Source organism: Streptomyces sp. AK08-02 (assembly GCF_033795085.1).
GTDB classification, from domain to species: domain Bacteria; phylum Actinomycetota; class Actinomycetes; order Streptomycetales; family Streptomycetaceae; genus Streptomyces; species Streptomyces echiniscabiei.
The window spans coordinates 286,547-312,480 of record NZ_JARAZV010000011.1; the positions used below are offsets into that span (position 1 = coordinate 286,547).

The 25,934-nt window shown below is 70.4% G+C and carries 28 protein-coding genes and 1 pseudogene; 18 read left to right on the forward strand and 11 right to left on the reverse strand.

The window, feature by feature from the left end:
* Window positions 1-252: 252 nt before the first annotated feature.
* Entirely contained in the window at window positions 253-594 is a 342-nt protein-coding gene (locus PV734_RS24280; protein ID WP_319291823.1) for a DUF5713 family protein, read from the forward strand.
* A 64-nt stretch (window positions 595-658) separates the two neighbouring features.
* On the opposite strand, the gene PV734_RS24285 is transcribed toward PV734_RS24280, so the two are convergent.
* From PV734_RS24285 to PV734_RS24300, 4 genes are read right to left on the reverse strand one after another with little or no spacing between them, the layout of a single operon-like run.
* Window positions 659-949, reverse strand: a complete 291-nt coding sequence (locus PV734_RS24285; RefSeq protein ID WP_319096983.1) for a hypothetical protein — start codon at window positions 947-949, stop codon at window positions 659-661.
* Window positions 950-970: 21 nt separating this feature from the next.
* Entirely contained in the window at window positions 971-1,324 is a 354-nt protein-coding gene (locus PV734_RS24290) for a hypothetical protein (protein WP_319291826.1), read from the reverse strand.
* A 36-nt stretch (window positions 1,325-1,360) separates the two neighbouring features.
* Window positions 1,361-1,564, reverse strand: a complete 204-nt coding sequence (locus PV734_RS24295) for a DUF397 domain-containing protein (protein ID WP_319291829.1) — start codon at window positions 1,562-1,564, stop codon at window positions 1,361-1,363.
* A gap of 11 nt (window positions 1,565-1,575) precedes the next feature.
* Entirely contained in the window at window positions 1,576-2,430 is an 855-nt protein-coding gene (locus PV734_RS24300; protein ID WP_319096980.1) for a helix-turn-helix transcriptional regulator, read from the reverse strand.
* Window positions 2,431-2,620: 190 nt separating this feature from the next.
* Here PV734_RS24300 and PV734_RS24305 point away from each other — a divergent pair, with 190 nt between their 5' ends.
* The 6 genes from PV734_RS24305 (at window position 2,621) to PV734_RS24330 (ending at window position 7,784) form a co-directional block, all read left to right on the forward strand.
* Window positions 2,621-3,076, forward strand: a complete 456-nt coding sequence (locus tag PV734_RS24305) for an ATP-binding protein (RefSeq protein ID WP_319291831.1) — start codon at window positions 2,621-2,623, stop codon at window positions 3,074-3,076.
* Complete coding sequence (locus PV734_RS24310) at window positions 3,064-3,453, forward strand: hypothetical protein (protein WP_319096978.1); 390 nt, start codon at window positions 3,064-3,066, stop codon at window positions 3,451-3,453. The genes PV734_RS24305 and PV734_RS24310 overlap by 13 nt, the downstream gene beginning before the upstream one ends.
* A gap of 125 nt (window positions 3,454-3,578) precedes the next feature.
* The gene (locus tag PV734_RS24315; protein ID WP_319096977.1) at window positions 3,579-3,899 is read left to right on the forward strand and encodes a hypothetical protein; all 321 of its coding nucleotides are present in this window, start codon (window positions 3,579-3,581) and stop codon (window positions 3,897-3,899) included.
* A 252-nt stretch (window positions 3,900-4,151) separates the two neighbouring features.
* Entirely contained in the window at window positions 4,152-5,408 is a 1,257-nt protein-coding gene (locus PV734_RS24320; protein ID WP_319291833.1) for an acyltransferase, read from the forward strand.
* 185 nt (window positions 5,409-5,593) lie between these two features.
* Complete coding sequence (locus PV734_RS24325; protein WP_319291835.1) at window positions 5,594-7,030, forward strand: Tat pathway signal sequence domain protein; 1,437 nt, start codon at window positions 5,594-5,596, stop codon at window positions 7,028-7,030.
* Window positions 7,031-7,247: 217 nt separating this feature from the next.
* Window positions 7,248-7,784 (forward strand): hypothetical protein, encoded by a 537-nt coding sequence (locus tag PV734_RS24330; RefSeq protein ID WP_319096974.1) that lies wholly within the window; start codon window positions 7,248-7,250, stop codon window positions 7,782-7,784.
* Window positions 7,785-7,891: 107 nt separating this feature from the next.
* On the opposite strand, the gene PV734_RS24335 is transcribed toward PV734_RS24330, so the two are convergent.
* Window positions 7,892-9,673: an FAD-binding dehydrogenase gene (locus tag PV734_RS24335; RefSeq protein ID WP_319096973.1), complete on the reverse strand. Its 1,782-nt coding sequence runs from the start codon at window positions 9,671-9,673 to the stop codon at window positions 7,892-7,894.
* A 233-nt stretch (window positions 9,674-9,906) separates the two neighbouring features.
* On the opposite strand from PV734_RS24335, the gene PV734_RS24340 reads away from it, so the two are divergent.
* The 3 genes and pseudogenes from PV734_RS24340 to PV734_RS24350 all read left to right on the forward strand — a co-directional run.
* Entirely contained in the window at window positions 9,907-11,265 is a 1,359-nt protein-coding gene (locus tag PV734_RS24340) for a helix-turn-helix domain-containing protein (RefSeq protein WP_319291838.1), read from the forward strand.
* Window positions 11,266-11,354: 89 nt separating this feature from the next.
* Window positions 11,355-12,287 (forward strand): glycosyltransferase family 2 protein, encoded by a 933-nt coding sequence (locus tag PV734_RS24345; protein ID WP_319096971.1) that lies wholly within the window; start codon window positions 11,355-11,357, stop codon window positions 12,285-12,287.
* A gap of 275 nt (window positions 12,288-12,562) precedes the next feature.
* Window positions 12,563-14,773 (forward strand): annotated as a pseudogene (locus PV734_RS24350) (BTAD domain-containing putative transcriptional regulator); the annotation flags it as partial.
* 87 nt (window positions 14,774-14,860) lie between these two features.
* Here the strand turns inward: PV734_RS24350 and PV734_RS24355 are convergent.
* Window positions 14,861-16,606, reverse strand: a complete 1,746-nt coding sequence (locus PV734_RS24355) for a bifunctional 3'-5' exonuclease/DNA polymerase (protein ID WP_319096969.1) — start codon at window positions 16,604-16,606, stop codon at window positions 14,861-14,863.
* A 48-nt stretch (window positions 16,607-16,654) separates the two neighbouring features.
* Window positions 16,655-17,401 carry a Clp protease N-terminal domain-containing protein gene (locus PV734_RS24360; protein ID WP_319291844.1) on the reverse strand — a complete coding sequence of 249 codons (747 nt, stop codon included), beginning with the start codon at window positions 17,399-17,401 and terminating at the stop codon, window positions 16,655-16,657.
* A 53-nt stretch (window positions 17,402-17,454) separates the two neighbouring features.
* Between PV734_RS24360 and PV734_RS24365 the strand changes: the two genes are divergently transcribed.
* Entirely contained in the window at window positions 17,455-18,666 is a 1,212-nt protein-coding gene (locus PV734_RS24365; protein WP_319096967.1) for a DUF2786 domain-containing protein, read from the forward strand.
* Between the two features lie 8 nt (window positions 18,667-18,674).
* Here the strand turns inward: PV734_RS24365 and PV734_RS24370 are convergent, their stop codons facing one another.
* From PV734_RS24370 to rpmB, 3 genes are all read right to left on the reverse strand, one after another.
* Window positions 18,675-19,223 (reverse strand): hypothetical protein, encoded by a 549-nt coding sequence (locus PV734_RS24370; RefSeq protein ID WP_319096966.1) that lies wholly within the window; start codon window positions 19,221-19,223, stop codon window positions 18,675-18,677.
* 141 nt (window positions 19,224-19,364) lie between these two features.
* Entirely contained in the window at window positions 19,365-19,670 is a 306-nt protein-coding gene (rpsN, locus tag PV734_RS24375; protein WP_319291847.1) for a 30S ribosomal protein S14, read from the reverse strand.
* Window positions 19,671-19,761: 91 nt separating this feature from the next.
* Window positions 19,762-19,998 carry a 50S ribosomal protein L28 gene (rpmB, locus tag PV734_RS24380; RefSeq protein ID WP_319291850.1) on the reverse strand — a complete coding sequence of 79 codons (237 nt, stop codon included), beginning with the start codon at window positions 19,996-19,998 and terminating at the stop codon, window positions 19,762-19,764.
* A gap of 61 nt (window positions 19,999-20,059) precedes the next feature.
* On the opposite strand from rpmB, the gene rpmG reads away from it, so the two are divergent.
* The 5 genes from rpmG to PV734_RS24405 all read left to right on the forward strand — a co-directional run bounded on the left by rpmG (window position 20,060) and on the right by PV734_RS24405 (window position 22,545).
* Entirely contained in the window at window positions 20,060-20,224 is a 165-nt protein-coding gene (gene rpmG / locus PV734_RS24385; protein ID WP_319096963.1) for a 50S ribosomal protein L33, read from the forward strand.
* A 9-nt stretch (window positions 20,225-20,233) separates the two neighbouring features.
* Window positions 20,234-20,482, forward strand: a complete 249-nt coding sequence (locus PV734_RS24390) for a type B 50S ribosomal protein L31 (protein ID WP_319096962.1) — start codon at window positions 20,234-20,236, stop codon at window positions 20,480-20,482.
* 26 nt (window positions 20,483-20,508) lie between these two features.
* Window positions 20,509-21,723, forward strand: coding sequence for a CobW family GTP-binding protein (locus PV734_RS24395; RefSeq protein WP_319097075.1), 1,215 nt, complete (start codon window positions 20,509-20,511; stop codon window positions 21,721-21,723).
* A gap of 7 nt (window positions 21,724-21,730) precedes the next feature.
* Window positions 21,731-21,964 carry a 30S ribosomal protein S18 gene (rpsR, locus tag PV734_RS24400; RefSeq protein WP_006376563.1) on the forward strand — a complete coding sequence of 78 codons (234 nt, stop codon included), beginning with the start codon at window positions 21,731-21,733 and terminating at the stop codon, window positions 21,962-21,964.
* A 308-nt stretch (window positions 21,965-22,272) separates the two neighbouring features.
* Window positions 22,273-22,545, forward strand: a complete 273-nt coding sequence (locus tag PV734_RS24405) for a DUF397 domain-containing protein (protein ID WP_319096961.1) — start codon at window positions 22,273-22,275, stop codon at window positions 22,543-22,545.
* A gap of 117 nt (window positions 22,546-22,662) precedes the next feature.
* On the opposite strand, the gene PV734_RS24410 is transcribed toward PV734_RS24405, so the two are convergent.
* Window positions 22,663-23,172 (reverse strand): ATP-binding protein, encoded by a 510-nt coding sequence (locus tag PV734_RS24410; protein ID WP_319096960.1) that lies wholly within the window; start codon window positions 23,170-23,172, stop codon window positions 22,663-22,665.
* A 346-nt stretch (window positions 23,173-23,518) separates the two neighbouring features.
* Between PV734_RS24410 and PV734_RS24415 the strand changes: the two genes are divergently transcribed.
* On the forward strand, window positions 23,519-24,343 hold the full coding sequence (locus PV734_RS24415) for a helix-turn-helix transcriptional regulator (RefSeq protein WP_319097074.1): 825 nt from the start codon (window positions 23,519-23,521) through the stop codon (window positions 24,341-24,343).
* Between the two features lie 94 nt (window positions 24,344-24,437).
* The gene (locus PV734_RS24420; RefSeq protein WP_319096959.1) at window positions 24,438-25,907 is read left to right on the forward strand and encodes an aldehyde dehydrogenase family protein; all 1,470 of its coding nucleotides are present in this window, start codon (window positions 24,438-24,440) and stop codon (window positions 25,905-25,907) included.
* The last annotated feature ends 27 nt before the right edge of the window (window positions 25,908-25,934 follow it).

Genomic DNA, 25,934 nt, shown 5'->3' on the forward strand with positions numbered 1-25,934 from the left:
GGATGATCGGGATCAGGTGATCACCGGGAAGGATGCGATTCCGGCGAATGAGGTGCACCGCCGTCCGATTTCCTGGCCACGCGGCCACCGGCCACGGCCATCTCGTCCAGAGTGAGGCTCTTGCGGAATCGCCCTGACCGGTCGCGCTGGAACGAGTGCGCCGCGTCGGGGCGGCGGTTGCCCGGACGTGGCGCTGTTGTCAGTGGTGGCATGCATGATCGGCGTATCACTTCTTCTACGGGGGCGGGGCACATGCCGATCACGAACCAGCAGGCAGCGGAGCACGCGTTTCTGCGGCTCTTGTACGAGGACGACTACTACCCCGACCACGTCGTCGACAAGGGCAGGACGGTCCTGGTGCGGCTCTGCGAGCAGATCGAGGCCGAGCAGCCGTCGGATCTGCCGGCCCTGTACGTGCTGACCCAGGCGGCGACCGAGGAGTTCAACCTGCTGGACGGAGAGTTCGAGGCGGCCGGGAGCGAGATCGAGACGGTTGCCCGCGAGGAGATCGCCGAGAACTTCTGGTTTGTCGCGCAGGCCTACGGGTTCACGGATGCGGACGTGGAGGAGCTGATCGCCACGCGGGACTGGTGAGCGACGGACCGGCGGCAGGCTGCCACTCGGAGCCGTTCGCGGAGGGCCCCGACAACTGGAGCGGTCAGCGCCACTCGACCGGAATGCGCGCCACCTGCTCCAGCAGGTCCCAGTCCTTCGGACGCGAACCGGGTGAGCTCCAGGGGGCGCCCTGGCCGAGCCAGTAGCCGCGGTAGCCCCGGATCCCGATGACACCGACATCGCTCATGCTCGGCTCGTTGCCGCAGCACGGGCAGATGGCACCCTCATTGGGCCAGCCCTGTTCCCAGAAGGGCTCCACACCGTCGTCGAATCCACAGACACGGCAGACGGTTTCCCATGCGGGGCCCTGCGGACCTCCAGGTTCTGATGGCATACGGGGGCGCGACTCCCTGCTTCAGCGGAACTCGTGAACGACCTGGATCTCGCCGACGATGTGGGCGTTGAGGTCGTCCAGTTCCTCGGCCGGGATCCAGAGTTCGAGGATCGTCCGCCCGCAGGCCTGCTGGACGGGATACCGGCTCAGGAACTCCGAGTCGACCTCGAACCGGGTGACGAAGCCGGCGCCGTCGTGCTTCACGTTCCAGTCGCGCGCGATCCTGATCGCGTAGTCCTCGTTGAGGACCGGGTAGAAGATCGGCTGCTCAGGAAGCCGGGGCGGCCACGCCCGCCAGTTCAGATCGCGGACCAGGTCCAACTCCTTGGGGCCGGTGGGGCGCCAGAGGGTGGTTGTGGCTTGCGGGCTGGTCATGCGCATCGCTTTCTGAACCTCTGAGCCGCTGTGGCCTCAACCGCGACCGAACGCCCCGGCCTTGGCACCGACCAGGAAGGCCTGCCAGCCGCCGGGGCCGAAGGTGAGCAGCGTGCCGCCGACCTGGCCCTTGCTGTCGCGGACGGCTCGGCCGCCGGTGGCTGTGTCGGCGACCTCAACGCAGTTGTTCTCCGCACCGGAGAAGGACGACTTTCGGAAGGGGCCCACAACCTCGGTCACTGTGCGTCTTCCTAACTGGTTCGCAGTGCACTCCGGATGAGTTTCGCACTCGCGTCCGGTGCTAGTGCAGACGATCGTAGTAGGTCGTACACATTGGCGTAAGCCGCGAGATCCTCTGCTCCTTCGAGGACCGACGCGCCCCGCAGGTTGTCCAACGTGACCGCTTCGACCGTCGGCTCCGGCTCGAAGCTGAAGGTGGAGAAGGCGGAGGTCGAGGTAGCCAGCACCCCCGCGCTGAACGGCAGTACCTGCACAGTGACGTTCTTCCGCTTCCCGATCTCCAGGATCGCGGACAGCTGCGCCTGGTGGATCTCCTCGCCCATCAACGGGTGTGCGATTACCGTCTCCCAGAGGATGGCGGTGTACGTTGCCCCGCCCTCCTCGATCTTGGCCTGCCGGGCCTCTCGCACCTTCACCAACTGGGCAACCCGCCCGGGGTCGATGTAGTTGGGGCTCGCCGCGATGATCGCTTCGGCGTAGGCGGCGGTTTGCAGGAGACCGGGGACCAGGGTCGGCTGCCACTCCCGGATGTGCGTCGCGTCGTCCTCCAACGCGATGTGGTCGAGGTAGTCCGGCCGCAGGTGCTCGGCGTGTTCGAGCCACCAGCCGCGCCGGTGCGACTGCTTGGCCAACCCCTCAAGCCTTTCACGTACTTCCTGGTCCGTCACGCCGTAGGCATCGAGCAGCAGCCTGACGTCGATGACGCGCGCACTCGTCTGGCCGCTCTCAATACGGCTGATCCTGGCCTGGCTTGTGGCGATCACCTCGGCCGCCTCTGGCTGGTCGAGCTTCGCGGCGTGCCGGTACCTCTTGAGCGCTGCGCCCAGGCGCCTGCTGCGCACGGTCGGCCGTCCCCCTGCGGGCATGAGGCCCTCCCCTCCTATCGACGGTCACAGTGCCATACCGGGCATCATCAGCGCCTCCGATTCACGCGATAGAGGTAATCGACTGCATGTATTCAGTCGTTCTCATTGTGTAGGTGATGGATGTCCGCCTAGCTTCGTGGCCAAGCGCCGCCACAGAGCGCGAACTTGACTGCCGTCAGGGGGTACCGCCATGCCCGAACCCACCTCACCCCAGCCCCACCCCGAGCCCCGCCAAAGCACCACCTTCCGCATCCCCAAGCACCCCAGAAACGTCCCCGACGCCCGCGCCCAAGTTCGAAAAGTCCTCGCCGACTGGGGCCTGCCCGCCGAACTCGCCGCCGACATCGCCCTCGTGGCCACGGAGTTCGTCACCAACTCCGTACGGCACTGCGAGGTGAGCTTCGCGCTGGTCGAGGTGACCCTCGCGCTCCACACACGCCATGTCCTGCTGGAGGTCTCCGACCCCGACAAGGAGAAGACCCCGACACCCCGCCTCGCCGGTCAACAGGACGAGGACGGGCGCGGGTTGGCCGTCATCGCGGCGCTCGCCGGACAATGGGGATACGACCTGCGCCGGTTCACCAAGTGCGCCTGGGCCACCTTCCCGACGCCTCGAACGGAAGTCGCCCCCGCGTGCCTGGGCTGACGGCACGACTGCTCACCAGGCTGGCGGCCGTACTCCGCCCGCGCCCGCCACGCCCACCAGTCATCCCCGCACTCACTCAGCCACCACGCACCCCGGACCCGTACGTCTGGACCCTCCCCAACCTCCACGACACCCGCCGGCGACGCGGGCACCGCCGTACGCACAACACCTCACCGGCAGAAGCCGCCGCCTTCCTCCGGCCCGAAGAAGCCTGCTGGCAGCCGCCGGTACGCAGCTCACCCCGCTCTCAGGAATGCGCGCCGTACGACGACGTCGTACGCCTCTATGTGGTCCAAGCCCTCGGCGAGGAGCCGCGCCCTGCGGCGGAGGGGCGGTCGAAGCCGAGGCCGGACCCGTTCGGGCGGCCGGGACTCTGAGGGTTCGCTCCGGCCGACGACCGATGGTGTCAGTGGCGGGATTTAGGGTGCGGTCGGGAACGAGGACGAACACGACGAGCACGACACGCCTGACGAGCACGACGAGGACAAGGAAGCGGGCCGAGATGGGATTTGAGGGTCAGGTCTGGCGGCTGCGGCGTGGCGAGGAGTCGCTCGGCGAGATCGTGATCGCGGAGGCCGACTTCCCCTGGCTGAGCGGCCGGTTTGTACCCGAACCGGCGTTCGCCGAAGTCGAGCCGTGGTTCGTCGAGACGCTCGCCCTCATCGAGGCGGAGCGATACGACGAGTTCGAGGACGCCTACGACCGCATCGCCCGCGCCCTCACCCTCGTAGCCCCGTCAGGTCCCGTTGCGGAATTCCTTCTGCACATTCAGGGCGACCAGGCCTGGTTCCGCTGGAGCGACGAACCGTTCGGCGAAGCGTAGGGCGACGGGGCATCGCACCAACATCAACAGGAACAAAACCCTCCACATCTCGTCGAAACTCGACCCCATCCGCTCTACAACCCTCGATCTGCCCCAGAAGTCTCTGTGCGTGAACCATGAGGTTCTACGGTGTTCGCGGGTTTGCCGTGGCTGCCGCTGGGCACGCGCCCCGCCGTTCCGCTGTCGGCCGTCGTCGCCGTTCTCGGGGCGTGGTCGGTCGGCGTGGGCGAGCTTTGTGATGGGGGAAATCAGGTGTCGATGCAGGGCGCGGACGGTGGGCCGTCGATGCGCGGGCGGGTCGTCGGCGGGATGCAGAAGGTGATCCCGTCGCCGCGACAGCCTCTCCCGCTCGCCACGACCGAGCAGTCGCGCGGGCCCACCGCGACGACGAACAAGCCCACCCGGACAGCCGCGAAGCATGCCGCCATACCGGGCCGCGGTGACCGTCGGCTCTACGCCATCGACGGACTCCGTCTGCTCGCCGCCCTCGTCGTGGCCCTCCACCACTACGCCGGAACCTGGCGGGCCAACCAGCCGGGCAACATGATCTGGGACCGGCCGGTGTCCGACATCATGCCGACCTGGTTCCGGTTCTCCGCCTACGGCTGGATAGGCGTCGAGATCTTCTTCGTGATCAGCGGGTTCGTCATCTGTATGTCGTGCTGGGGGCGCACCCCTCGGCAGTTCTTCACCTCCCGCGTGATCCGGCTCTACCCGGCGTACTGGTTCGGCATCGTCTTCACCTCCGTGGCTCTGATCGTCATGCCCGGTGTGTGGCCGCGCCACCGGGCACGTGACGTCCTGCTCAACTTCACGATGATGCAGTCCGGTTCGTTCGTCGCGAACGTCGACAACGTGTACTGGACCCTCTGGTCGGAGCTGCGCTTCTACCTTCTCTTCATGGCCGTCGTCGTGACCGGGCTGACGTATCGCAAGGTCGTCGTGTTCTGCTGCCTCTGGGGCGCCGCAGCGATGATCACGCCGGCGGCCGGCTTCCGCCCGGCGACGCTGATCATCAACCCCGAGGGTGCCTGGTACTTCATCGCCGGCCTCGCCCTCTACCTCATGTACCGCTTCGGCCAGGACCTGCTGCTCTGGGGCATCCTCGGCCTGGCCTGGCTGATGGGACAGCGGGAGTTGGGGCATCGCATCGACACGGTCGAACGGGTCTCCAGCTGGCGCGGAAGCGTGCTGATCTTCACCGTGTTCCTGCTGGTGATGGTCGCAGTCTCGCTCGGCTACACCGACCGTATCCGCTGGAAGTGGCTGGTCACAGCGGGTGCGTTGACCTACCCGTTCTATCTGACGCACTACCTCGTCGGTACGACGCTCATCAACCGGCTGCGCGACACGATGGACGCCCGACTCCTGGTCGTCTCCGTGATCGCCGGCTTCCTCGTACTGAGCTGGCTGGTGCACAAGTTGGTGGAAGCGCCCTTGGCGCGGCTGATGAAACGGGGACTGGACACGTCGTTCGCGCGATTGCGCAACGCCTCGTCGATGTCCTGACCGGGCCGTCGCCCCCTTGCCGAAACCCTGGGTCACCCTCCTGGCCCGGGGTTTCTTCCTGCCGTCCTCCTGGCGCCGTGAAAGTTCAACCCACGTGCGCAGCGGGGGCGTTGACCCGCTCCCGGTGCACCAGCAGAATGAGCCGCGCGTTCGTGAGAGCGCTCTCAGACCAGCAGAGGAGACCCATGAACGGCAGAAACGGCAGGTCCGACCGAGAAGACGCGCCAGGCCCCGCGATCAGCCGTCGTACGCTCATCGGTGCGGCCGGCCTCGGTGCCGTCGCGCTCACGGCTGCCGGATCGGGTGTGGCGGGGGCCGCCAACTCCGGTACTGGCTACGAGAGTTCCCTCGCGCCCGCCGAGCGCCGCGCCCACTCCTTCCTCGCCGCCGCCATGGACGCCTATCCCGACCGCGGCGACATCCGCCTCACCCAGAGCTACACCGACCAGGCGGGCCTCTTCAGTACGGCGTTCACCTACGACAACGCCCTCGCGATACTCGCCCACCTCGCCACCCGCACCGAGGCCGGCCGGAGCCGGGCCGTCGCCCTCGGGGACGCCCTGCTGTACGCGCAGTCGCACGACCCGGTGTACGACGACGGCAGACTCCGCCAGGCCTACAACGTCGGGCCGTACGTCTTCTTCGACGGGGTCCCGCAGCCCGACGGGTTCGTACGGTCCGACGGCACCGCCAACGTCGGCACGCAGTTCGGGTTCACCGGCACCGCCGTGGGCGACATGGCCTGGGCCGGGATCGCGCTCGCGGCGCTGGCCCGTCGGACCGGGAAGCGCCGCTTCCTCGCCGGCGCCGTACGGATCGGCACCTGGATCCAGGTGAACGCCGGCACCGAACAGCCCCTGGGCGGCTACAAGTTCGGCGTCGACGGCGGCAACGCGAAACTGCCGTTCAGCTCGACCGAGCACAACACCGACCTGGTCGCCCTCTTCGGGCAGCTCGCCCTGCTCACCGGGGACCCGGTGTGGCGGCAACGGCGGGCGACGGCGCGGGCGTTCGTCGAGAGGATGTGGGAGCCGGCCGGTCCAGCAGGCGCCGGGTTCTTCTACACGGGCACCAACGACGGCGTGACCGTCAACAGGTCCCCGATCCCCGAGGACACCCAGACCTGGACCCACCTCGCCCTCAACTCCCGCAGGTACGCGGGGTCGTTGGACTGGGCCGCCACCGAACTCGCCGTCCTGGACCGGGCCGACCGCACCAACAGCACGGTGCCCGCCGGACAGTCGTACGAGGGCGTCACCTTCAGCTCCGCGAGCCTGCTGGCGAACGAGGCCGCACCCATCGCCGAGTTCCAGCCGAAGCCCGACCGCAACGGCGTCTGGTTCGAGGGGACCGCGCACCTCGCCCTCGCCCTCCGGGACCGCGCCGGACACGGAGACGAGGCGCGCGCCCATCGGCTGATCGCCTCCGTCGAGCGTGCCCAGGAACTCCTCGGCACCGCCCAGACCGTCGGCAGCCGGGCCGTGCCCGAGCGCGCCGGGGTCGTCTCGGCGAGCAGTCCCCTCGACACGGGCTTCGGCTTCGGCTACTACCCGTACCGCCACACGGGCGCCACCGCCTGGTACCTGCTGGCGGCGACGCGCACCAACCCCCTACGCGCCTGAGACGTGCCCGCCGTATGCCCGCTGCGCGTCGGGCTGTTCGGCGGTCCAGCAATCAAGCCCGGGCCAGGACTTGGTCCGGTCCGGGCTCGGGGCAGGTCAATTCTCAGCCAAGACGGCCTGTTCCTCGCCAAGAGGTCTACTCGCATAGACGCCCCGACTGCTGGCATGTGCATGTTCGCCCGGAACCCTGCCGGGCACCCTGTCGGGAGACCTCCCCATGTCCCGTACGCCGGCCCGAACCCCACGTACCCTCGGCACTGTCTTCTCCGCCCTCGCGCTGGCCGCCGCCGGGCTCGCCGTCACCACCGGCACCGCCCACGCCGCCACCTGCAGTCAGGCCTACCTGCCCCTCCCCGACCCCACTTGCCAGCCCGGCGCCCTCAACCCGGACGTCACGCAGAGCACCATCGGCTCCACGATCTGCGTCTCCGGCTGGACGGCGACCGTACGGCCCTCCAGCTCGTACACCACCGCGCTGAAGAAGAAGCAGATAGTGGAGTACGGCTACGACGACACCAGCACCTCCGACTACGAGGAGGACCACTTCGTCCCGCTCGAACTCGGCGGCGCCCCAAAGGACGCGCTGAACCTGTGGCCCGAGCCCGAGTACGGGGACACGACCGCGGGAAACAAGGACACCGTCGAGAACCGGCTCAAGAAAGCCGTCTGCGCCGGGACCGTCAGTCTCTCCGACGCCCAGGACGCCATCATCACCGACTGGACCACGGCCCTCTCCACGCTCGGACTGAGCTGAGCCGGACAGATTTTCCCAAGGCCTGACGGACCACGACCAGGACCGCGGCCGGCGACTGCCTCGCCGGCCGCGGTCCTGCTGGTGCCGTCGGCCCGCTCGGCCGACCGTCAGGCCGTCGCCGCAGCTGCCGCCCTCCCCGCCTGGCGCCCCGAGAACAGGCAGCCGCCGAGGAACGTGCCCTCCAGCGACCGGTATCCGTGGACGCCGCCGCCCCCGAAGCCCGCGACCTCGCCGGCCGCGTACAGACCGGGAACCGGGGTGCCGGTGGTGTCGAGGACGCGGCCCGACAGGTCGGTCTGGAGGCCGCCGAGTGTCTTGCGGGTGAGGATGTTGAGGCGTACGGCGATCAGTGGTCCGGCGGAGGAGTCCAGGATCTTGTGGGCCGACGCCGTACGGCTGAGGACGTCGCCGGGGTAGGAAAGGGCGTTGCGGATACCCATGACCTGGGCGTCCTTGCTGTAGGCGTTGTCGATCTCCCGGTCCCGCGCCTCGATCTGGCGCTGGAGCGGCGCCAGGTCGATCAGGCTCGTGCCGGTCAGCTTGTTCATGCCCCGGACCAGCTCGGACAGAGTGGTCGACACGACGAAGTCCTCGCCGTACTTCTTGAACCGCTCCAACGGCTCCGGCGTCTGCCAGGCGCGCGAGAGCAGCATCCAGATGTCCTTGTTGGTCAGATCAGGGTTCTGTTCGGATCCGGAGAGCGCGAACTCCTTCGCGAGGATCTTCTGGGTCGTCACGAACCACGAGTAGTCGTAGCCGGTGTCCATGATCGACTTGAGGGTGTGGAGAGTGTCGTAACCCGGCATGTCGGGTGCGGAGAACCTCTTGCCGGTCGCGTCGAACCACATCGACGACGGGCCGGGCAGGATGCGGATGCCGTGGTTGGCCCAGATCGGGTCGTAGTTCTTCAGACCCTCCGTGTAGTGCCACATCCGGTCCGGATTGACGATCCGCCCGCCCGCCTTCTCGGTGATCCCGAGCATCCGCCCGTCCACGTGCGCGGGCACACCCGTGATCATCGACTTGGGCGGAGTGCCCAGCCGGGCCGGCCAGTTCTGCCGTACGAGATCGTGGTTGGCGCCGATCCCGCCGGACGTCACGATCACCACCTCGGCGCTCAGCTCGAAGCTCCCGACCACCGTCCGCGAACTGGCCTTGCCGCGCGCCGCGGTGCTCGGTTCGAGAACCGCCCCGCGTACGCCGGTGACGGTGCCGTTCGTCCGGATCAGTTCGTCCACGCGATGGCGGTGCTTGAACGTCACGAGCCCGTCCGCCACCGCCGCCCGCACCTTCTTCTCGAACGGTTCCACTACGGCGGGACCCGTGCCCCAGGTGACGTGGAAGCGCGGTACCGAGTTGCCGTGACCGTCGGCGAGGCCACCGCCGCGCTCCGCCCACCCGACGAACGGGAACCACTGCATGCCCAGACCGGCCAGCCAGGCCCGCTTCTCGCCGGACGCGAAGTCGACGTAGGACTGCGCCCACTTGTAGCCCCAGTGGTCCTGGCCGAGCGGGTTGTCGATGTCCCGGTCGAAGCCGGCCGCGCCCTGCCAGTCCTGCCAGGCCAGGTCCTTGGAGTCCTTGACGCCCATCAGACGCTGCTCGGCGGAGTCGACGAAGAACAGCCCGCCGAAGGACCAGAAGGCCTGGCCGCCGAGGTTGGACTCCGGTTCCTGGTCGAGGAGCAGCACCTTGCGGCCCGCGGCGGCGAGTTCGACCGTCGCGACCAGCCCGGCGAGCCCGTGGCCCACTACGATCGCGTCGGCCGACGTGACCGCCGCCGAGGCGGCGAACGCCGTGCCCGTCTGGGTGAGGGCGGTCGCGGCGACCGCGCCACCGGCCAGCGTCAGTGCCCGGCGGCGGCTGACAGGGTCAGTCAAGTGCTCCATGGGGGTGGGTGCCTTCCGGGAGAGAAAGTGCGGGTGCGGGGGCGGGGCCGGCTGCGCGTGCACGGGCGGGTGAGCTGCCCGTGAAAAGGGTGTGTTGGTGGTGAGCCTGGGGTTACCGTCGGTAGCGCTCAGGGAATCAGGTCGGAACGACAGCGCGGTAGTAGCCGGGAGCCAACGCGTCAGCCCCTCCGTTGTGTCCCGGCAACACCGCACCGACGCGAAGGGGGAGGCTCATGACGGCCCTCACCGACTTCAGCGGCCTCAGCGAGCGCCCCGAGCGGTCCGAGGGCGAGACCGTCGCCGAGGTGCTGCGAGCCATGGCGGCGGACGCGGGTGTCCAGGGCGAACTCGTGCGTGCGGCCCGGAAGCACTCCCCGGAGGTGGCCCGGCTCGCCGAGGCGGAAACCCTGTGGCACGTCACCGCCATGATCAACGCGGCCGGCGCCTGGCTGGGCGCCCCCGACGGACGTGACCCAGGTACGGACACACGTAAACCCCGTACGGATACGACAGACAGAGGGGACAGCGAGCAACAGGGCGTCGACGCCCAGGACTTCGCCGCCGCACTGTTGCTCGGCGCCGACCGGGCCGGCCAGGGCGTTCCGATGACCGCCGTACTGCGCGGAGTTCAGGCCGCCCACACCCGCGCCGTCGAGATCACCGTCGACCGCTGCCGAGCGGCCGGGGTGCCCGACGCCGCGCTGCTCTCCGTCGTCCTGCGCCTCAAGGAGTACGGCGACGCCCTGCAACGGCACGTCGTCCACGGATACCGCGTCGCCGAGGGGGACAACCCGCACGAGCTGGGGGAGGCCCGGGCGCGACTGCTGCGCCGACTCCTCGTCGAAGGTGAACCGCCGCCCGACATGGAGGAGTTGGCGGGGGCCGGGCTGCGCCGGGACGCCGTACGTCACCTCCTGGTCGCCGACCCGGGCGGCGAGCCCGCCCGCACCCGGCGGCTGGCTCACCGTCTCGCCGCCCTGCGCGGCTGTCTCTTCGGCACGCTCGACGGACGGCTGGTGGGCCTGTACCCGCGACTGCCGGCGGGCGAGACGATCGAGGACTGGGATGGGGGCGGGGGCGGGGACGCGGAGTCGGCGGAGGAGGAAGCGTGCGGCGGCGCGTTCGTCGTGGTGTCGCCGGCCGTCCCGTTGGACGATCTCCGGGCCACGTACGGTCTCTGCGTCCGCGCCCTGGACCTGGACGGAGGGACGGCACCGGCACCGTACAAACGCCACGGCGTGTACGAACTCACCGAACTGGCCGCCGAGATCGCCCTCGCCGACCAGCCGTTCCTCGGCGCCTGGCTCAGCGCCCGGCTCCTCGCGGACCTCGATCCGCGGGACGACTTCCACCGTCAGATCGCGGTCACCGCGCTGGCGTTCCTCGACCACGGTCGCCGCCTCGACCGGACGGCGGCTACCCTGTTCACCCACCCCAACACCGTCCGCTACCGCCTCTCCAGGCTCCAGCAGCTCACCGGTGAGTCGCTCACGGACGATCTGCCAGGCATCGTTTCCGGGCCGCTGGGTAGCGTGCACTGGTGGTGGGCGCTGCGGACGTGGCTGGAGTCCGGCTCCGGCCGAAAGCCGTAGGCTGTTGAGCCGTAGGGTGTTATGGATACGAGACGTACTCAATGCGTACTTAATACATCCTTACTGTAAACAGATAGCATCCGACCGCGATGGTGTACGTCGGCGGCCGGAACGAGGTGGGTCTGGTGGGTGGCATGGCGGTGGAACCGCGTATCGCGGTGGCCGTGGTGACCATGGGAAACCGGCCTGTCGCGCTGAACGCGCTGCTGGAGTCGATCGCCAAGCAGGACCTCGCCCCCGACCGCATCGTGCTCGTCGGCAACGGCTGTCCGCTGCCCGAACTCCCCGGCCTCTCCGGTGAGGTCACCACCATCGAGGTCGACGAGAACCTCGGCTGCCCTGGCGGCCGAAACGTGGCCCTGGCCCGGCTGCGTGAGTTCGGAGACATCGACGTCGTGGTCGACCTGGACGACGACGGCCTGCTCATCGACCCCGATGTACTCAGCCGCGTACGGGACTTGTACGCCGCCGACCCCCGACTCGGCATCGTCGGCTTCCGGATCGCCGACGAGAACGGCGTGACCCAGCGCCGCCACGTCCCCCGGCCCGGCGCGGGCGACCCGATGCTCGGCGGATACGTCACCCAGTTCCTCGGCGGCGGCCACGCCCTGCGCATGGAGATGCTCGACCAGACCGGCGACTGGCCCGCCGCCTTCTTCTTCGCCCACGAGGAGACCGACCTCGCCTGGCGGGCCGTCGACGCCGGCTGGAAGATCCTCTACGAACCGCGTCTTCTGCTGCGCCACCCCAGCACCTCGCCCGCCCGGCACGCCATCTACCACCGGGTCACCGCCCGCAACCGGGTCTGGCTGGTCCGCCGCCGGCTCCCGCTGCCGCTGATCCCGGTGCACCTGGCGGTCTGGATCGCGATCACCGTCCTGCGCGGCGGCTCCACCCGCACGCTGCGAGCCTGGTTCGCCGGCTTCGTGGAGGGTCTGCGTGAACCGGCCGGCGAACGCCGCCCGATGCGCTGGCGAACGGTGTGGACCCTGACCAGGCTGGGCCGCCCGCCCATCCTGTGAACCGGGGGTTCTCCGTCCCCTCTCACCAGGCACGCGGCACACGGTCACCAGGCACACGTCACACGGCACGCGATACGAGGGCCCCGGTCGTCACCTCTGGCGACCCGGGCCCTCTCGCGTATCCGGACCCGGCCGCGACGGCGACACTCCCCCGAGCTGCGCGACATCCGCGCGCACCCTCGGGCCGGTTCCGTTGAGGTGATCACATCAGGCCACGCCAACAGATCGCTAACATGGGAAGCGGTTGGCGGACGAGAAGGCAGTGAGGCGACGACATGCGGTGCGGTCTGCGGTTCGGACTGCTCGGCGCGCCCGTCCTTTACGACGGCCACGCCCCCAACAGCCTTGCGCGAGAGGGAATCCAGCCGATCCCCGTCCTCGCTCCGGTCCAGCCGATCGGCAGCGTCAAGGTACGGACGCTGCTCGCCGCCCTGCTCCTGGAACCCGGCCGGGTCGTCCCGGTCGAGGCACTCAAGGACGCGCTGTGGGGCGGGGCGCCCCCGGCGTCGGCGCAGGCCTCGCTGCACAACCACGTGGCCCGGCTGCGCCGCCTCCTCGACGATCCGGCCCGGCTGCGAGCGGTGCCGCCCGGCTATCTGCTGCGGGTCGGCCCCGGCGAGCTGGACGTGCACGTCTTCCAGGCCCACGTCGAACGGGCGCGGGCAGCCCACGCCAACCAGGACTGGCGGCGCGTCCTGGACGAGTGCGCGTCGGCCCTCGCCCTGTGGCGCGGCGCCCCACTGACCGGCCTCCCGCCCGAGACCTTCGGCTACGCCTTCACCCAGCGCCTGACAGAGGCCCGGCTGCTCCTGCTGGACTGGCGCTACGACGCCGAGCTGCACGTCGGCGGCCCTCGGCTCCCCTCCCTGATACCGGAGTTGACGGCCCTGACGGCCGAGCATCCGCTGCGCGAGTCCTACCACCGCCAGCTGATGCTCGCCCTCCACCGCACCGGCCGCCGGGCAGAGTCCCTCGCCGTCCACCGCGACCTGCGCAACCGCCTCCTCGACGAACTGGGCGTGGAACCGGGCCCGGCGATCCGCGCGGCCCACATGGAGGTACTGAGGCTGCCCGGCGATCCGGGAGATGCGCGGCCTCCGGCAGCCACAGCGGACGCAACGGGGCCGAGCGGCCCAGCCGGCCCAGTGGGCGGCCCGGCGCGGTCGGGGGGCCACCGGGGTCTGACGGCGCATGGGGTCCCGGGTGGCGTCGTGATGCCCACCGCCCTCGCGATAACCACCGACCTCAAGCTCCCCTACGTCCCCGCACAGCCGACGTCGGGCTCGCCCCCACGACAGGCCCTCGCCCCTTCCCCCGCGCTTGCGCCCACTCCGCGACGCGGGTCGCCGCCATCACGGACCTCCGCGCCACCACAACCCCTGTCACAAACCGCACCCCCCACACCGACCCCACCCTCCACGCCAACTCCATCCCCCACGTCGGTATCCGCCCCGCCCCCCGTGCCCCGCCCCGCTCAACTCCCGCCACCCCCGGCCCACTTCACCGGCCGCACAGCCGTCGCGGACGACCTGCGCCGGACCCTGGCTCCGCAGGGGCGTCCCGGGTCCGAGGGTGCGGCCGGCGCCCCCGTGGTCGTGGTCCACGGGATGCCCGGCGTGGGCAAGAGCGCCCTGGCGCTGCACGTCGCGCACGCTCTCCGGGAGCGCTTCCCGGACGGGCAGCTCTACGTCGACCTGCACGGCGGTACCGCCGACGTGCCTCCGCTCGCTCCCGCCCAGGCCCTCACCGCGCTGCTGCGCGACCTCGGCGCCGATCCACGCCGAGTCCCCGAACACCCGGACGGGGCAGCCGCGTTACTGCGTTCCCTCCTCGCCCCGACCCGTACGCTGCTGGTCCTGGACGATGCCGAAGGCGCCGCGCAGCTACGGCCGTTGCTTCCGGCGGGTCCCGGCTGCGCCGTGATCGTCACCAGCCGTTCCCCGCTGACCGCCCTCGACGGCGCCCGCCGCTTCCCCCTCGCCTCCCTGACCGGCGCGGAGAGCGCCGAGTTGCTGCGCGCGGTCTCCGGACGCGGCGGCCTCGACGCCGGCCACCCCCTCGTCGAGCTCACCGGCCGCCTCCCGCTCGCCCTGTGCGCGGTCGCCGCCCGGCTCGCCGCCCGCCGGGCCCTCACTCCGGACCTGCTCGCCGCTCAACTGGCCGCCGGGGAGAGCAGGTTGCCGCATCTGGAGTACGACGACCTGAGCGTCCGCCGTTCCCTGGCCGGAGCCCACGAGGCGCTGCGCGTCTCCGCCCGCGAGACCGACCGGGACGCGGCCCTCGTCCTGCGCCGCATCGGTGCCCTGGACCTCCCCGCGTACGACGCCCCGCTGCTGGCCCGCCTCACCGCGACCGACGAACACCGGGCCGGGGCGGCCCTGGACCGCCTCGTCGACGTGTCCCTAGTGGAGGAGACCGTGTACGGCCGGTACGCGCCCCACGACCTGGTCAGGGACTTCGCCCGCGAACTGGCCGCGGCCGACACGGCGAGCGGCGACACGGCGAGCGGCGATCGGTCGGGCAGCACCACGTCGGGCAGCGACACGACGACAGCCGGCCAGGGTTGACGCGCGTCACTTGGCGTCGGCATAACACTCCACGACCGCCGTACTGAACGGAAACCGCACCGGCGTCTCGCCGAACGTCAGCCGCCCCGCCAGTTCCGCCGCCTCCCGGATCGCCGCCACGACCGTCTGGGCCTCCTCCTCGGGACAGTGCACGATCACCTCGTCGTGCTGGAAGAAGACCAGCTCGGCCGCCATCCCGGCACAGCTCCGGCGCAGCGCGGCGAGCAGCAGCAGGGTCCAGTCGGCCGCGCTGCCCTGGACGACGAAGTTGCGCGCGAAGCGGCCCCGGGCACGGGAGTTGGAGGAGGCGTACCCCGGCACCCACTCCTGCGCCCCCGGCCCCGTCCCTCCCGCGCCCCCGGCGGGGTCGACGCCGCCCTCGTCCTCCGAGAGCGGGATGCCGGCCTCCTCCGCCGAGTCGTCGGTGTCGGCCCGCGCCGCCGGGGGACACGTACGCCCCAGCCAGGTCCGCACGAGGCGCCCCTCCTCTCCCGCGCGGGCGGCCTCGTCCACGTAGGCCACCGCTTTCGGGAACCGGCGTCTGAGCGCGGCGAGGTTCTTGAGGCCGTCCCCGGAGGTCTGCCCGTACACCGCGCCCAGTACCGCGAGCTTGGCCTGCTCCCGGTCGCCGGAGAACGCGCGGTCGGAGACGGACTGGTAGAGGTCGCTCTCCCGTCCCGCGACCTCCATCAGCCCGGGGTCGCGCGAGATCGCGGCCAGGACCCGCGGCTCCATCTGGTCGGCGTCGGCGACGACGAGCCGCCACCCCGGGTCGGCGACCACGGCCCGGCGGATCACCTTGGGGATCTGCAGCCCGCCCCCGCCGTTGGTGACCCAGCGGCCGGTGACCGTCCCGCCCGCGAGGAACTCGGGCCTGAACCGCCCGTCCCGGACCCAGTCCTGGAGCCAGGACCAGCCGTGCGCGACCCAGATCCGGTACAGCTTCTTGTACTCGATCAGCGGCTCGACGGCCGGGTGATCGATGCTCTGGATCTCCCATCTCCTGGTGGACCGCACCTTGATCCCGGCCTGTGCGAAGGCCTTGACGACATCGGCGGGCAGATCGGGCCGCACCCGGCGGCCGAACGCCGCCGACACCTCGTCCGCCAGCTCGGCGAGCCGCCGGGGCTCACCACCGCCCGCGTACCGCTCGCCCAGCAGTTCCTGCAGGAGGTCCCGATGGACGTCCGCGCGCCACGGCAGCCCCGCCGCGTTCATCTCGGCGGCCACCAGCATCCCCGCCGACTCGGCGGCCGTCAGCAGCCGCATCCGGTCCGGGTGCGCGGTCGCGTCGTGCCGTCGCTGCTGGTCGGCGTACACCTCCAGCAGATCGGCCAGGGGCACGTGCACCGGCCCCGGTTCGAAGAGCGGCGACTGCGCGCCGGGTTCGGCGGACCGCTGCGGCGGATCCGGCGGTACGGGACCACCGCGCAGCCGGGCGAGGGCCGCCGCGGCGGAGCGGGGCTCACCGAGCCGCCCCTCGTGGCCGAGCAGGAGTGTCTCGGCGTCCTCGATGTCGTAGCACCGCTCGACTCGCACCCCCGTGGCGAGCAGTCGCGGATAGACGTCGGGGGTGGACCGCCACACCCATCGCGTGACATCGGGCCGGTCACGGACGGCCGCGCCGAGATCCGCCTCCCGCCGCACCGGCCCGGCGGGCAGCCCGCCGGGACCGAGGAGGGCGATCTCCACGCCGCCGTCCTCGGCCGGAGCGAGCGCCCACCGCTCGGCCGTCTCCGCCACGTCTGCCATGTCCGTGAGTGTGGCAGGAGGGTCTGACAACGCCCTTGACCAGCGCGTTCAGCTCGGCTGCTCGCCCTTTTCCTCGAACTCCACCTTGATCCTGGCGAGGGCCGCGGCGACGTAGTCCTCCGTCGCCGGCTTGGTGAGGCCGAGGCCGGACAGCAGGCCCGCGCCGTTCTCGAACTCCAGCAGGGCGAGGAGGATGTGCTCGGTTCCGACGTAGTTGTGGCCCAGGCGCAGGGCCTCGCGGAAGGTGAGTTCGAGGGTCTTCTTCGTGTCGGCGTCGAAGGGGATGAGGGCGGGGACGGTCTCGGCACGCGGCGGCAGTCCGGCGGTCGCGGCCTCGCGCAGGGTGTCCAGGGAGACGTCCTGCGCGGTGATCGCCTTCGCCGCGAGGGCTTCCGGCTCGGAGAGGAGGCCGAGGATCAGGTGCTCGATGCGGATCTGGTCGTTCTCGGCGGCCCTCGCCCCTTCCTGGGAGACGACCACCACGTTCCTGGCCCGTGGAGTGAAGCGGCTGAAGCCCTGGCTCGGGTCGAGGTCCGACTCGCTCTTCGGCACGAACCGCTTCTGCGCGGCCTGCCGGGTGACGCCCATGCTCCTGCCGATGTCGGTCCAGGAGGCGCCCGAACGCCGTGCCTGGTCCACGAAGTGGCCGATCAGATGATCCGCCACCTCCCCGAGGTGATCTGCGGCGAGCACCGCGTCCTGGAGCTGTTCGAGGGCGTCGGTGTGCACTTTCTTGATGGCCTCGATGAGGTCGTCGAGGCGTACGGAGGCCCGTACGGGCTGATTGGTCGTCATGTGTCAACCGTAGGTTGTCACTCCGAAGACTGTCAACCCGAAGTTGACAGTCGATGGTGACGGCATGGCACGATCGACGGGTGACCAGCACGCCCCGCACCCCCCGTCCGCCCGCCCCGCCCGGCACCGTCGAACGAGCCTTCGAGGCCGCCCTGTACGCCGACACGGACACCTCCCTCGACACGGGCGCCTCCCTGCTCGCCGCCGACCCGGCCGCCGACCCCGAACTCGCCCGGCGCGGCGCGGAGTTCGTGGCGTCGGCCTGGCGCCGGGGCTGGCAGCCGGCCGACCTCGTACGTCTCGTGCGGCGCGAGCTGGACGACGTACACGTACGCCTGGTGTCGACGCTGATCACCGCCCAGGCGCCGGACGACCGGGCCCGGGACCCCCGCTGGAAGGAACAGCTGACCGAGCTGGCCGCGACCCCCGCCCCGCCCCGCGCCGACCGCTTCACGCATGCGACGACGGTCCTGGAGCTGTACCGCCTGCTGCTGGGACTGCCGACCCTGGAGTCCCTCGACGAGCGGCCGCCGACACCGGGGGAGAGTGCCCGTCGGACGCATCCGGAGTCCCGCATGCTGCCGCGTATCCGCGCGCTGCTGGCGAAGGCGGAGGCGACCGGGTTCCCCGAGGAGGCCGAGGCGCTGAGCGCGAAGGCCCAGGAACTGATGGCCCGGCACAGCATCGACGAGGCGCTGCTCGCGGCCGGCGCCCCGGCGGCCGACGCCCCGCGCGCGCGGCGCCTCGGTGTGGACGCCCCGTACGAGGAGGCCAAGGCGATCCTCCTGCACGCCGTGGCCGACGCGAACCGCTGCCGGGCGGTGTGGAACGAGGCCCTGGGCTTCTCCACGGTGGTGGGTTTCGAACCCGACCTGGAGGTGGTGGAACTCCTCTACACGTCCCTGCTGGTGCAGGCCACGACGGCGATGACGAAGGCGGAGGCGGCGCAACGGGCCAAGGGCCGTAACCGGACGAAGACCTTCCGTCAGTCCTTCCTGGCGGCCTACGCCCACAAGACGGGCACCCGCCTGGCGCAGGCGGCGGCAGCGGAGACGGCGGACGCGGCGGCGGCGACGCGGACCACCGCCTCCCTGCTCCCGGTCCTGGCCACCCGGGACCTGGCGGTCACCGCCCACCTGGACCAGATGTTCCCCACGACCACGACAACCCGCCTGCGGGGCGTCACGGACGAGGCGGGCTGGACGGAGGGCACCGCGGCGGCGGACCGGGCCCAGCTAAGGGCCCGCCCCCGGCTGCGTGACTGAGCCGCCCGTCAGGACCCCAGCCCCGCCGTGGGCAGCCCCGACGGCAGCGACCCGCCCTGCGCCTTCGTGTACGTCTCCGTGCCGAGGCTGCCGGTCCAGGTGACCTTCATCGACGTCTTGTCGACGGAGGCGACCATCCCCGAGGCCCGGTCCTTGCTCTTGTCGCTGCAGGTGAGGTGGATCATCTGCATCCCCGCCTCCTCGCCCGCCGTACCGCTGCACACGTTCCCCCCGGTGGCGAACAGTCCGGCCTTCGCCCCGGTGATCACCAGCGCCACGGCACTGCCCTTGCTGGTGGTCAGCCAGCTGCCCGCCAGCTGACTGTCCGCCGCCGGCGTATCGCCACCACCGCTCGCGTCCCCCGAACCCGAGGATGAACCCGAGGACGAGCCGGAGGTCGGGTCCGAGGAGTCCGTGCCGGAACTCGGACTCGCCGACCCGTTGTCGGACCCTCCGTCGCCACTGCACCCGGTCAGCGCGAGCGCGGCAGCCACCGCGACCACCGAGGCCACACCAGCCCTGCGCGTCAGCACGCGCGCGTACGTCACCGAAGTCACCGGAAGCTCCCAAGCAGTCAGCCGCTGTGCGGTAGCCGTGAGCGACGGCCATTGGGGCCGCACGACCGCAGCAAGCTACCAGGGTTCCTTGTCAGCGGAGCGGGAGGCCGGAATCCCCGGGCCCCGGCCCGGAGGAGCCGGTCACCAGGACGACTTGCGCACCCCCGGAAGGAACCCGGCGTGCGCCTGTTCCCGCAGGCCGACCCGGGACAGTCCGAACGCCCGGAAGTAGCCGCGGGGCCGCCCGTCCACCTGGTCCCGGTTGCGTACGCGCGTGGGGCTCGCGTCACGCGGCTGCCGCTCCAGCTCCAGCCGGGCCGCCGCCCGCTCCTCGTCCGTCGAGGCCGGTCGCCGCACGATCTCCTTCAGCTCGGCCCGCCGCGCCGAGTACCGGGCGACGATCTCCTGCCGCTTCTCGTTCTTCGCGATCTTGCTCTTCTTCGCCATGTCGCTCCTGTCTTCCCGTCCTTGTTCCTGGTCGTTCCTTGCTCGTGGTGCCTACGGGTCCGTGCGTCTCCGTCCCTGGCCCTCGCGGCCGTCAGACCCTGACCCCACGGGCCCGGATCCGGGCCACCGCCGCCTCGACACCGATCGTGTCGACGGTCTTGATCCCCTTCGTGCTCAGCCGCAGCCGGACGTGCCTGCCCTCGCTGGGCAGCCAGTACCGCTTGGACTGGATGTTGGGGTTGAAGCGACGGGACGTACGCCGGTGGGAGTGGCTGATGTTGTTGCCGAAGCCCGGCTGGGCGCCGGTCAGCATGCAGTGGGCGGACAAGGTGACGCACCTCTCTCGGTCAAGTTATGCAAATGGAAGTCGTTTTCAGTAAGATACCAGCATGGCTCGCAACGAACTCCGGCCGATCGTCAAGCTCCGGTCCACGGCCGGGACCGGCTTCACCTACGTCACCCGCAAGAACCGTCGCAACGACCCGGACCGTATGACCCTGCGCAAGTACGACCCGGTCGCCCGCCGTCACGTCGACTTCCGAGAGGAGCGCTGATCAGCCGCCATGCGTGAAGGAATCCACCCGGCGTACGGGCCCGTCGTCTTCCGTGACCGGGCCGCGAACCACGCCTTCCTCACCCAGTCCACGATGACCAGCGAGAAGACGATCGACTGGGCGGACGGCAACACCTACCCCGTCGTCGACGTCGAGATCTCGAACATCAGCCACCCCTTCTACACCGGCACGGCCCGCGTCCTGGACACGGCCGGCCGGGTGGAGCGCTTCGAGCGCCGGTACGGCAAGAACCACTAGCAAGGACTGAGGGAACACACGTGCAGGTGCATGAGCACGGGCCCTCCGGGGCTCACGAACTCTCCGTGGCGATCGTCGGCGGGCTGCACGCCGACGCCCGCAGGGCGACCGTGGCGCGGCTGCTCGCCGACGTCCCCGGCAGCGTCGTACTCCACCACGACCTCGCCACGGCCGTGGCCGGCACGGTCGTACGGACCGTCAGCGATGTCACCGGCATCCTCTCCGCGGGCGAGGCGCCCCTGGTCAACGACTGCGCGTGCTGTGCCCTGCGCGAGGACCTCGTGCCGGAGCTGCGGCGACTCGCGGACGCCGGGCTGACCCGGCTGGCGATCGTCGAGCTGTGGGACTCCGTCGAGCCCAAGGCGATGGCCGAGGTGGTGACGGCCGGCGGCCTCACGGTCACCGGCGTCATCACGGCCGTCGACCCGGCGCTGCTGCTGCCGTACCTCGGCAACGGCGACGACCTGGCCGAAGGCGGCCTCGCCGCCGCGGCCACCGACCAGCGGACGGTCGCGGACACCTTCGCCCGCCAGCTGGAGTACGCCACCGTCCTCGCCCTCGTCGACTCCCCGGAGGCCGACGACGAGGACCGCGAGCTGCTCGCGCAGCTCCACCCGACAGCCCGCCAGGTCCCCGTCGCGGGCGGCCACCCAGGGGACTTGGCGGGCCCCGCCGACGCGTCCGGAGGGGAGCCGGCGCCGCTCTCGGCCCTCGCCTCCGCCGCCCTCGCCGGATTCGACGTCGAGGCCGCCGCCTTCGCCCAGCACCCGGCATGCGCGCTGCTGCCCGCCGAGGCCGACGCGCACGGCGTGGCCACCCTCGTGTGGCACCGGCGCCGTCCCTTCCACCCGGAGCGGCTGTACGAGGCGCTGGAGGACCTGACCTGCGCCGCCGCGCGCAGCCGGGGCCGGTTCTGGCTCGCCGACCACCCCGACACGCTGCTCCACTGGGACGCGGCGGGCGGCGCGCTGTGCGTGGAGAGCGCCGGCCCCTGGCTCGCCTCGCTCCCGGACGCGGCCTGGGACATGGTCGAGCCCGTGCGCCGGGCCGCCGCCGCCCTCGACTGGCACCCCGAGCACGGCGACTGCTGCCAGCACCTGGTGTTCACGTCCCCCGGCCTCGACCGCGACGGACTCGAACAGCTCCTGGAGTCCTGCCTGCTCACCGACGCCGAGTACGCCGGCGGACGCGCCGCCTGGAAACGCCTGCCGCCCGCCTTCGACACCCTCCTGGAGGTCTGACCCCGCCATGGCCCGCAAGATCGAACGCAAGCCCCTCAAGGCCCGCCCCAACCCGCTGGACGCGGCGAAGATCACGTACATCGACTACAAGGACACCGACCTGCTGCGGAAGTTCATCTCCGACCGCGGCAAGATCCGCAGCCGCCGGGTCACCCGGGTCTCGGCCCAGCAGCAGCGGCTGCTCGCCCGCGCGATCAAGAACGCCAGGGAGATGGCACTTCTGCCGTACGTCTCCCGGTAGCCGCCGCGCCCTGTCCGCACGCCCCTTCGCTCCCCGCCCCCACCTCCCCGCCCCCACCTCCGCACCCCCGTCTCCGTGGTCCCAGGAGGCGGGGGTGCCGACGTGCGGGGGAACGTGTGGGGGCATACGTGCGTCAAGGTGAGTAGCGGAGCGAACACCCCGCGTGCACGTGCATCTGCTTGTGCGCATGCCTGTGCATAAGCCCCTGCATCTGTCCACGCGTCTGCACGTGAACAGAGTTATGATCCGGCACAGTTGACCACTGCACCAATGGCCTCTTCAGCCAGTGCACCACCAGGGAGCGACCTGTGGACCACGACGTGTACGGCGTTGGCACGGCCGATGACTCCGGCGTGTACAACGGTATGGCCGCCGCGCGACTGGAGGTCGCCTGGCAGAAGAGCCGGCACAGCAACTCGCAGGGTTCCTGCGTCGAGTTCGCCCGGCTGCCCGGCGGTGAGGTGGCGGTACGCAACTCGCGCTTCCCCGACGGCCCGGCGCTGGTCTACACGCGCGCGGAGATCGAGGCGATGCTCCTGGGCATCAAGGACGGCGAGTTCGACCACCTGACGTCGAACTGACCGTCCTTCGGCCGGCTCCGCCCCGGAGTCGAGGCGCGCGGGTCACGCAGGCCACCTCTGCCACTCCGGGCACCGTGACGCGCGTAGAGCCAGGGCGTGAAGAAACACCGCGGTGCCTCACTCGGCGGAGTGCAGTCCGAACAGCGCCCAGACGACCTTGCCGCCCAACGCCCCCGAGAGCGGATGCCAGCCCCAGCTGTCGCTGAACGAGTCGACGAGGAACAGGCCGCGCCCCGACTCGGCCGAGAAGTCCTCCGAGAACTCCTCGGCGTCGTACGCCACCGGACACTCCCGGCTGGGATCGCGCACCGCGCACACCAGCCGCTCGGTCCAGCGCATCAGATGCAGCCGTACGGGCGGCTCCTGGGCCGACGCGTGCGGGGGATCCGTGGGCAGCGCGTGCCGGAGGGCGTTGGTGACCAGCTCGGAGACGACCAGGCAGACATCGTCGAAACGGTCACCGACGTCCCACTGGGCGAGTGTCCTGCGGCTGAACTGCCGCGCTTCGCGCACCGCTTCGAAGCGGGCGGGCAGTGCGCACGACGCCGCGTTGGACACGGTCGAGGGATCCAGTGGCGGAAGCCCCTGCCTTAACGGCTCGAGCATGGTCGATCCATTCGTCCCCATGCGAGGCACTCCCGGGAGATCGCGGTCGTTGCGATGCAGTCATTGCGATGCAGCGGTGGCGCGAGACCATGGTTTCCGATGCTCACGGCGGATGCAAGGGCAGATGCACGTGCACGTGCCCCAATTGGGCCCTCCCGTACCGCTTCTTGGTCATTTTTTCCGCCAACTTTTCACCTGTGGCCGGTCTTCCCCTTGCCTCTTCCTGTGCGTACGCTCTGACGTCTTCCCATTTGAGTAACCGGACGAGTACTGCTCGGAGTGATTTAGTGGCAGACTGCGGCCCCTGGAGAGGTTGGGGAGGGTGACGAACGTGAGCGCGGGAGAGCCGGGATCGGTGGTGCGGCGCATGCTGCTCGGATCGCACCTGAGGCGTCTGCGTGAGACGCGGGGGATCACGCGGGAGGCGGCGGGTTATTCGATCCGCGCGTCCGAATCGAAGATCAGTCGTATGGAGCTGGGCCGGGTGAGCTTCAAGACACGGGACGTCGAGGACCTGTTGACGCTCTACGGCATCAACGACGAGGCCGAGCGCAACGCTCTCCTCTCGCTGGCCAGGGAGGCCAACGTCGCGGGCTGGTGGCACAGTTACTCGGACGTCCTGCCCAACTGGTTCCCCACCTACGTGGGTCTGGAGGGCGCGGCATCACTGATCCGCGCCTACGAGGTCCAGTTCGTGCACGGTCTGCTGCAGACCGAGGCGTATGCGCGTGCGGTCGTCGGCCGCGGTATGAAGGGCGCGAGCCCAGCCGACATCGAGCGCCGCGTCGCCCTGCGCATGGAGCGGCAGAAGTACCTCCTGTCCACCGGCGGCCCGGAGTTCCACGTCGTCCTCGACGAGGCGGCGCTGCGCCGGCCGTACGGCGACCGCGAGGTGATGCGCGGTCAGCTCCAGCACCTGATCGAGGTCTCGGAGCGGCCCAACGTACGGCTGCAGATCATGCCGTTCGGCTTCGGCGGGCACTCGGGCGAGAGCGGCGCGTTCACGATCCTGAGCTTCCCGGAGTCGGACCTGTCCGACGTGATCTTCCTGGAGCAGCTCACCAGCGCCCTCTACCTGGACAAGGCGGAGGACGTCAGTCAGTACGAGACGGCGATGAAGGAACTCCAGCAGGACAGCCCCGGGCCGGACGAGAGCCGGGACCTGCTCAGGGGTCTGCTGCAACTCTCGTAACGGCGCCCCCTGATGGCCCCCCAACTCCCTTCGGCCGCACGTACGATGACGTGCGATCAGACCGTGATACGGGATTGAGGGATTGAGGGATCACATGTCAGCGCCCGAGTACTACTTCACCGATCTCGCGCAGCAGTACATAGGCGGTGAGTGGCGCCCGGGCACGGGCTCCTGGGACATCATCGACTTCAACCCGTACGACGGTGAGAAGCTCGCCTCGATCACGATCGCCACGGTGGACGAGGTCGACGAGGCGTACCGCGCCGCCGCCGCGGCCCAGAAGGGGTGGGCGGCGACCAGCCCGTACGTCCGTCGCGCGGTCTTCGAGAAGGCCCTGCGCATCATCGAGGACCGGGAGCGGGAGATCGCCGCCGCGATCATCGCCGAACTCGGCGGCACGCACCTCAAGGCCGGCTTCGAGCTGCACCTCGCCAAGGAGTTCCTGCGCGAGTCGATCCGTCTGGCGCTGACCCCCGAGGGCCAGCTCGTCCCGTCGCCGGTCGAGGGCAAGGAGAACCGCGTCTACCGCGTCCCGGTGGGTGTGGTGGGTGTGATCAGCCCCTTCAACTTCCCCTTCCTCCTCTCCCTGAAGTCGGTCGCCCCCGCGCTGGCGCTCGGCAACGGCGTCGTCCTCAAGCCGCACCAGGACACCCCGGTCGTCGGCGGCTCGCTGGTCGCGAAGATCTTCGAGGACGCGGGCCTGCCGCCGGGCCTCCTGAACGTCGTGATCACGGACATCGCCGAGATCGGCGACGCGTTCCTGGAGCACCCGGTCCCGAAGGTCATCTCCTTCACCGGCTCGGACGCGGTCGGCCGTCATGTCGCCGCCGTCTGCGCCCCTCACTTCAAGAACGTGGTCCTCGAACTGGGCGGCAACAGCGCCCTGGTGGTCCTGGACGACGCGGACATCGACTACGCGGTCGACGCGGCGGTCTTCAGCCGGTACGTCCATCAGGGCCAGGTCTGCATGGCCGCGAACCGGATCCTGGTGGACCGGCGGATCGCCGACGAGTTCACCGAGAAGTTCGTGACCAAGGTGCGGTCCCTGAAGGTGGGCGACCCGAGCGACCCCGGGACGGTCATCGGCCCGGTGATCAACTCCTCCCAGGCGGAGGCGATTTCGGGCGTGGTGCGGCGGGCGCTGGCGGAGGGCGCGACGGCACTTCTGCACGGCAGGACGACGGACAACCTCGTCGAGCCGTCGGTCCTGACCGACCTCCCCGCCGACTCACCCCTCCTCCACCAGGAGATCTTCGGCCCGGTGGCCCTCCTCGTCCCCTTCGACGGCGAGGAGGAGGCGGTCCGCCTCGTCAACGACACCCCGTACGGCCTCAGCGGCGCCGTCCACACGGCAGACGTGGAACGCGGCATCGCCTTCGCCAAGCAGATCGACACGGGCATGTTCCACGTCAACGACGGCACGGTCCACGACGAGCCCCTGGTCGCCTTCGGCGGCGAGAAGTCCTCGGGCATCGGCCGCCTGAACGGCGAGGCGACGGTGGAGGCGTTCACCACCCAGAAGTGGATCTCGGTGCAGCACGGGCGGAGCTTCTTCCCGTTCTAGAGAGTCCCGGTGGAAGAATTTCAGAAG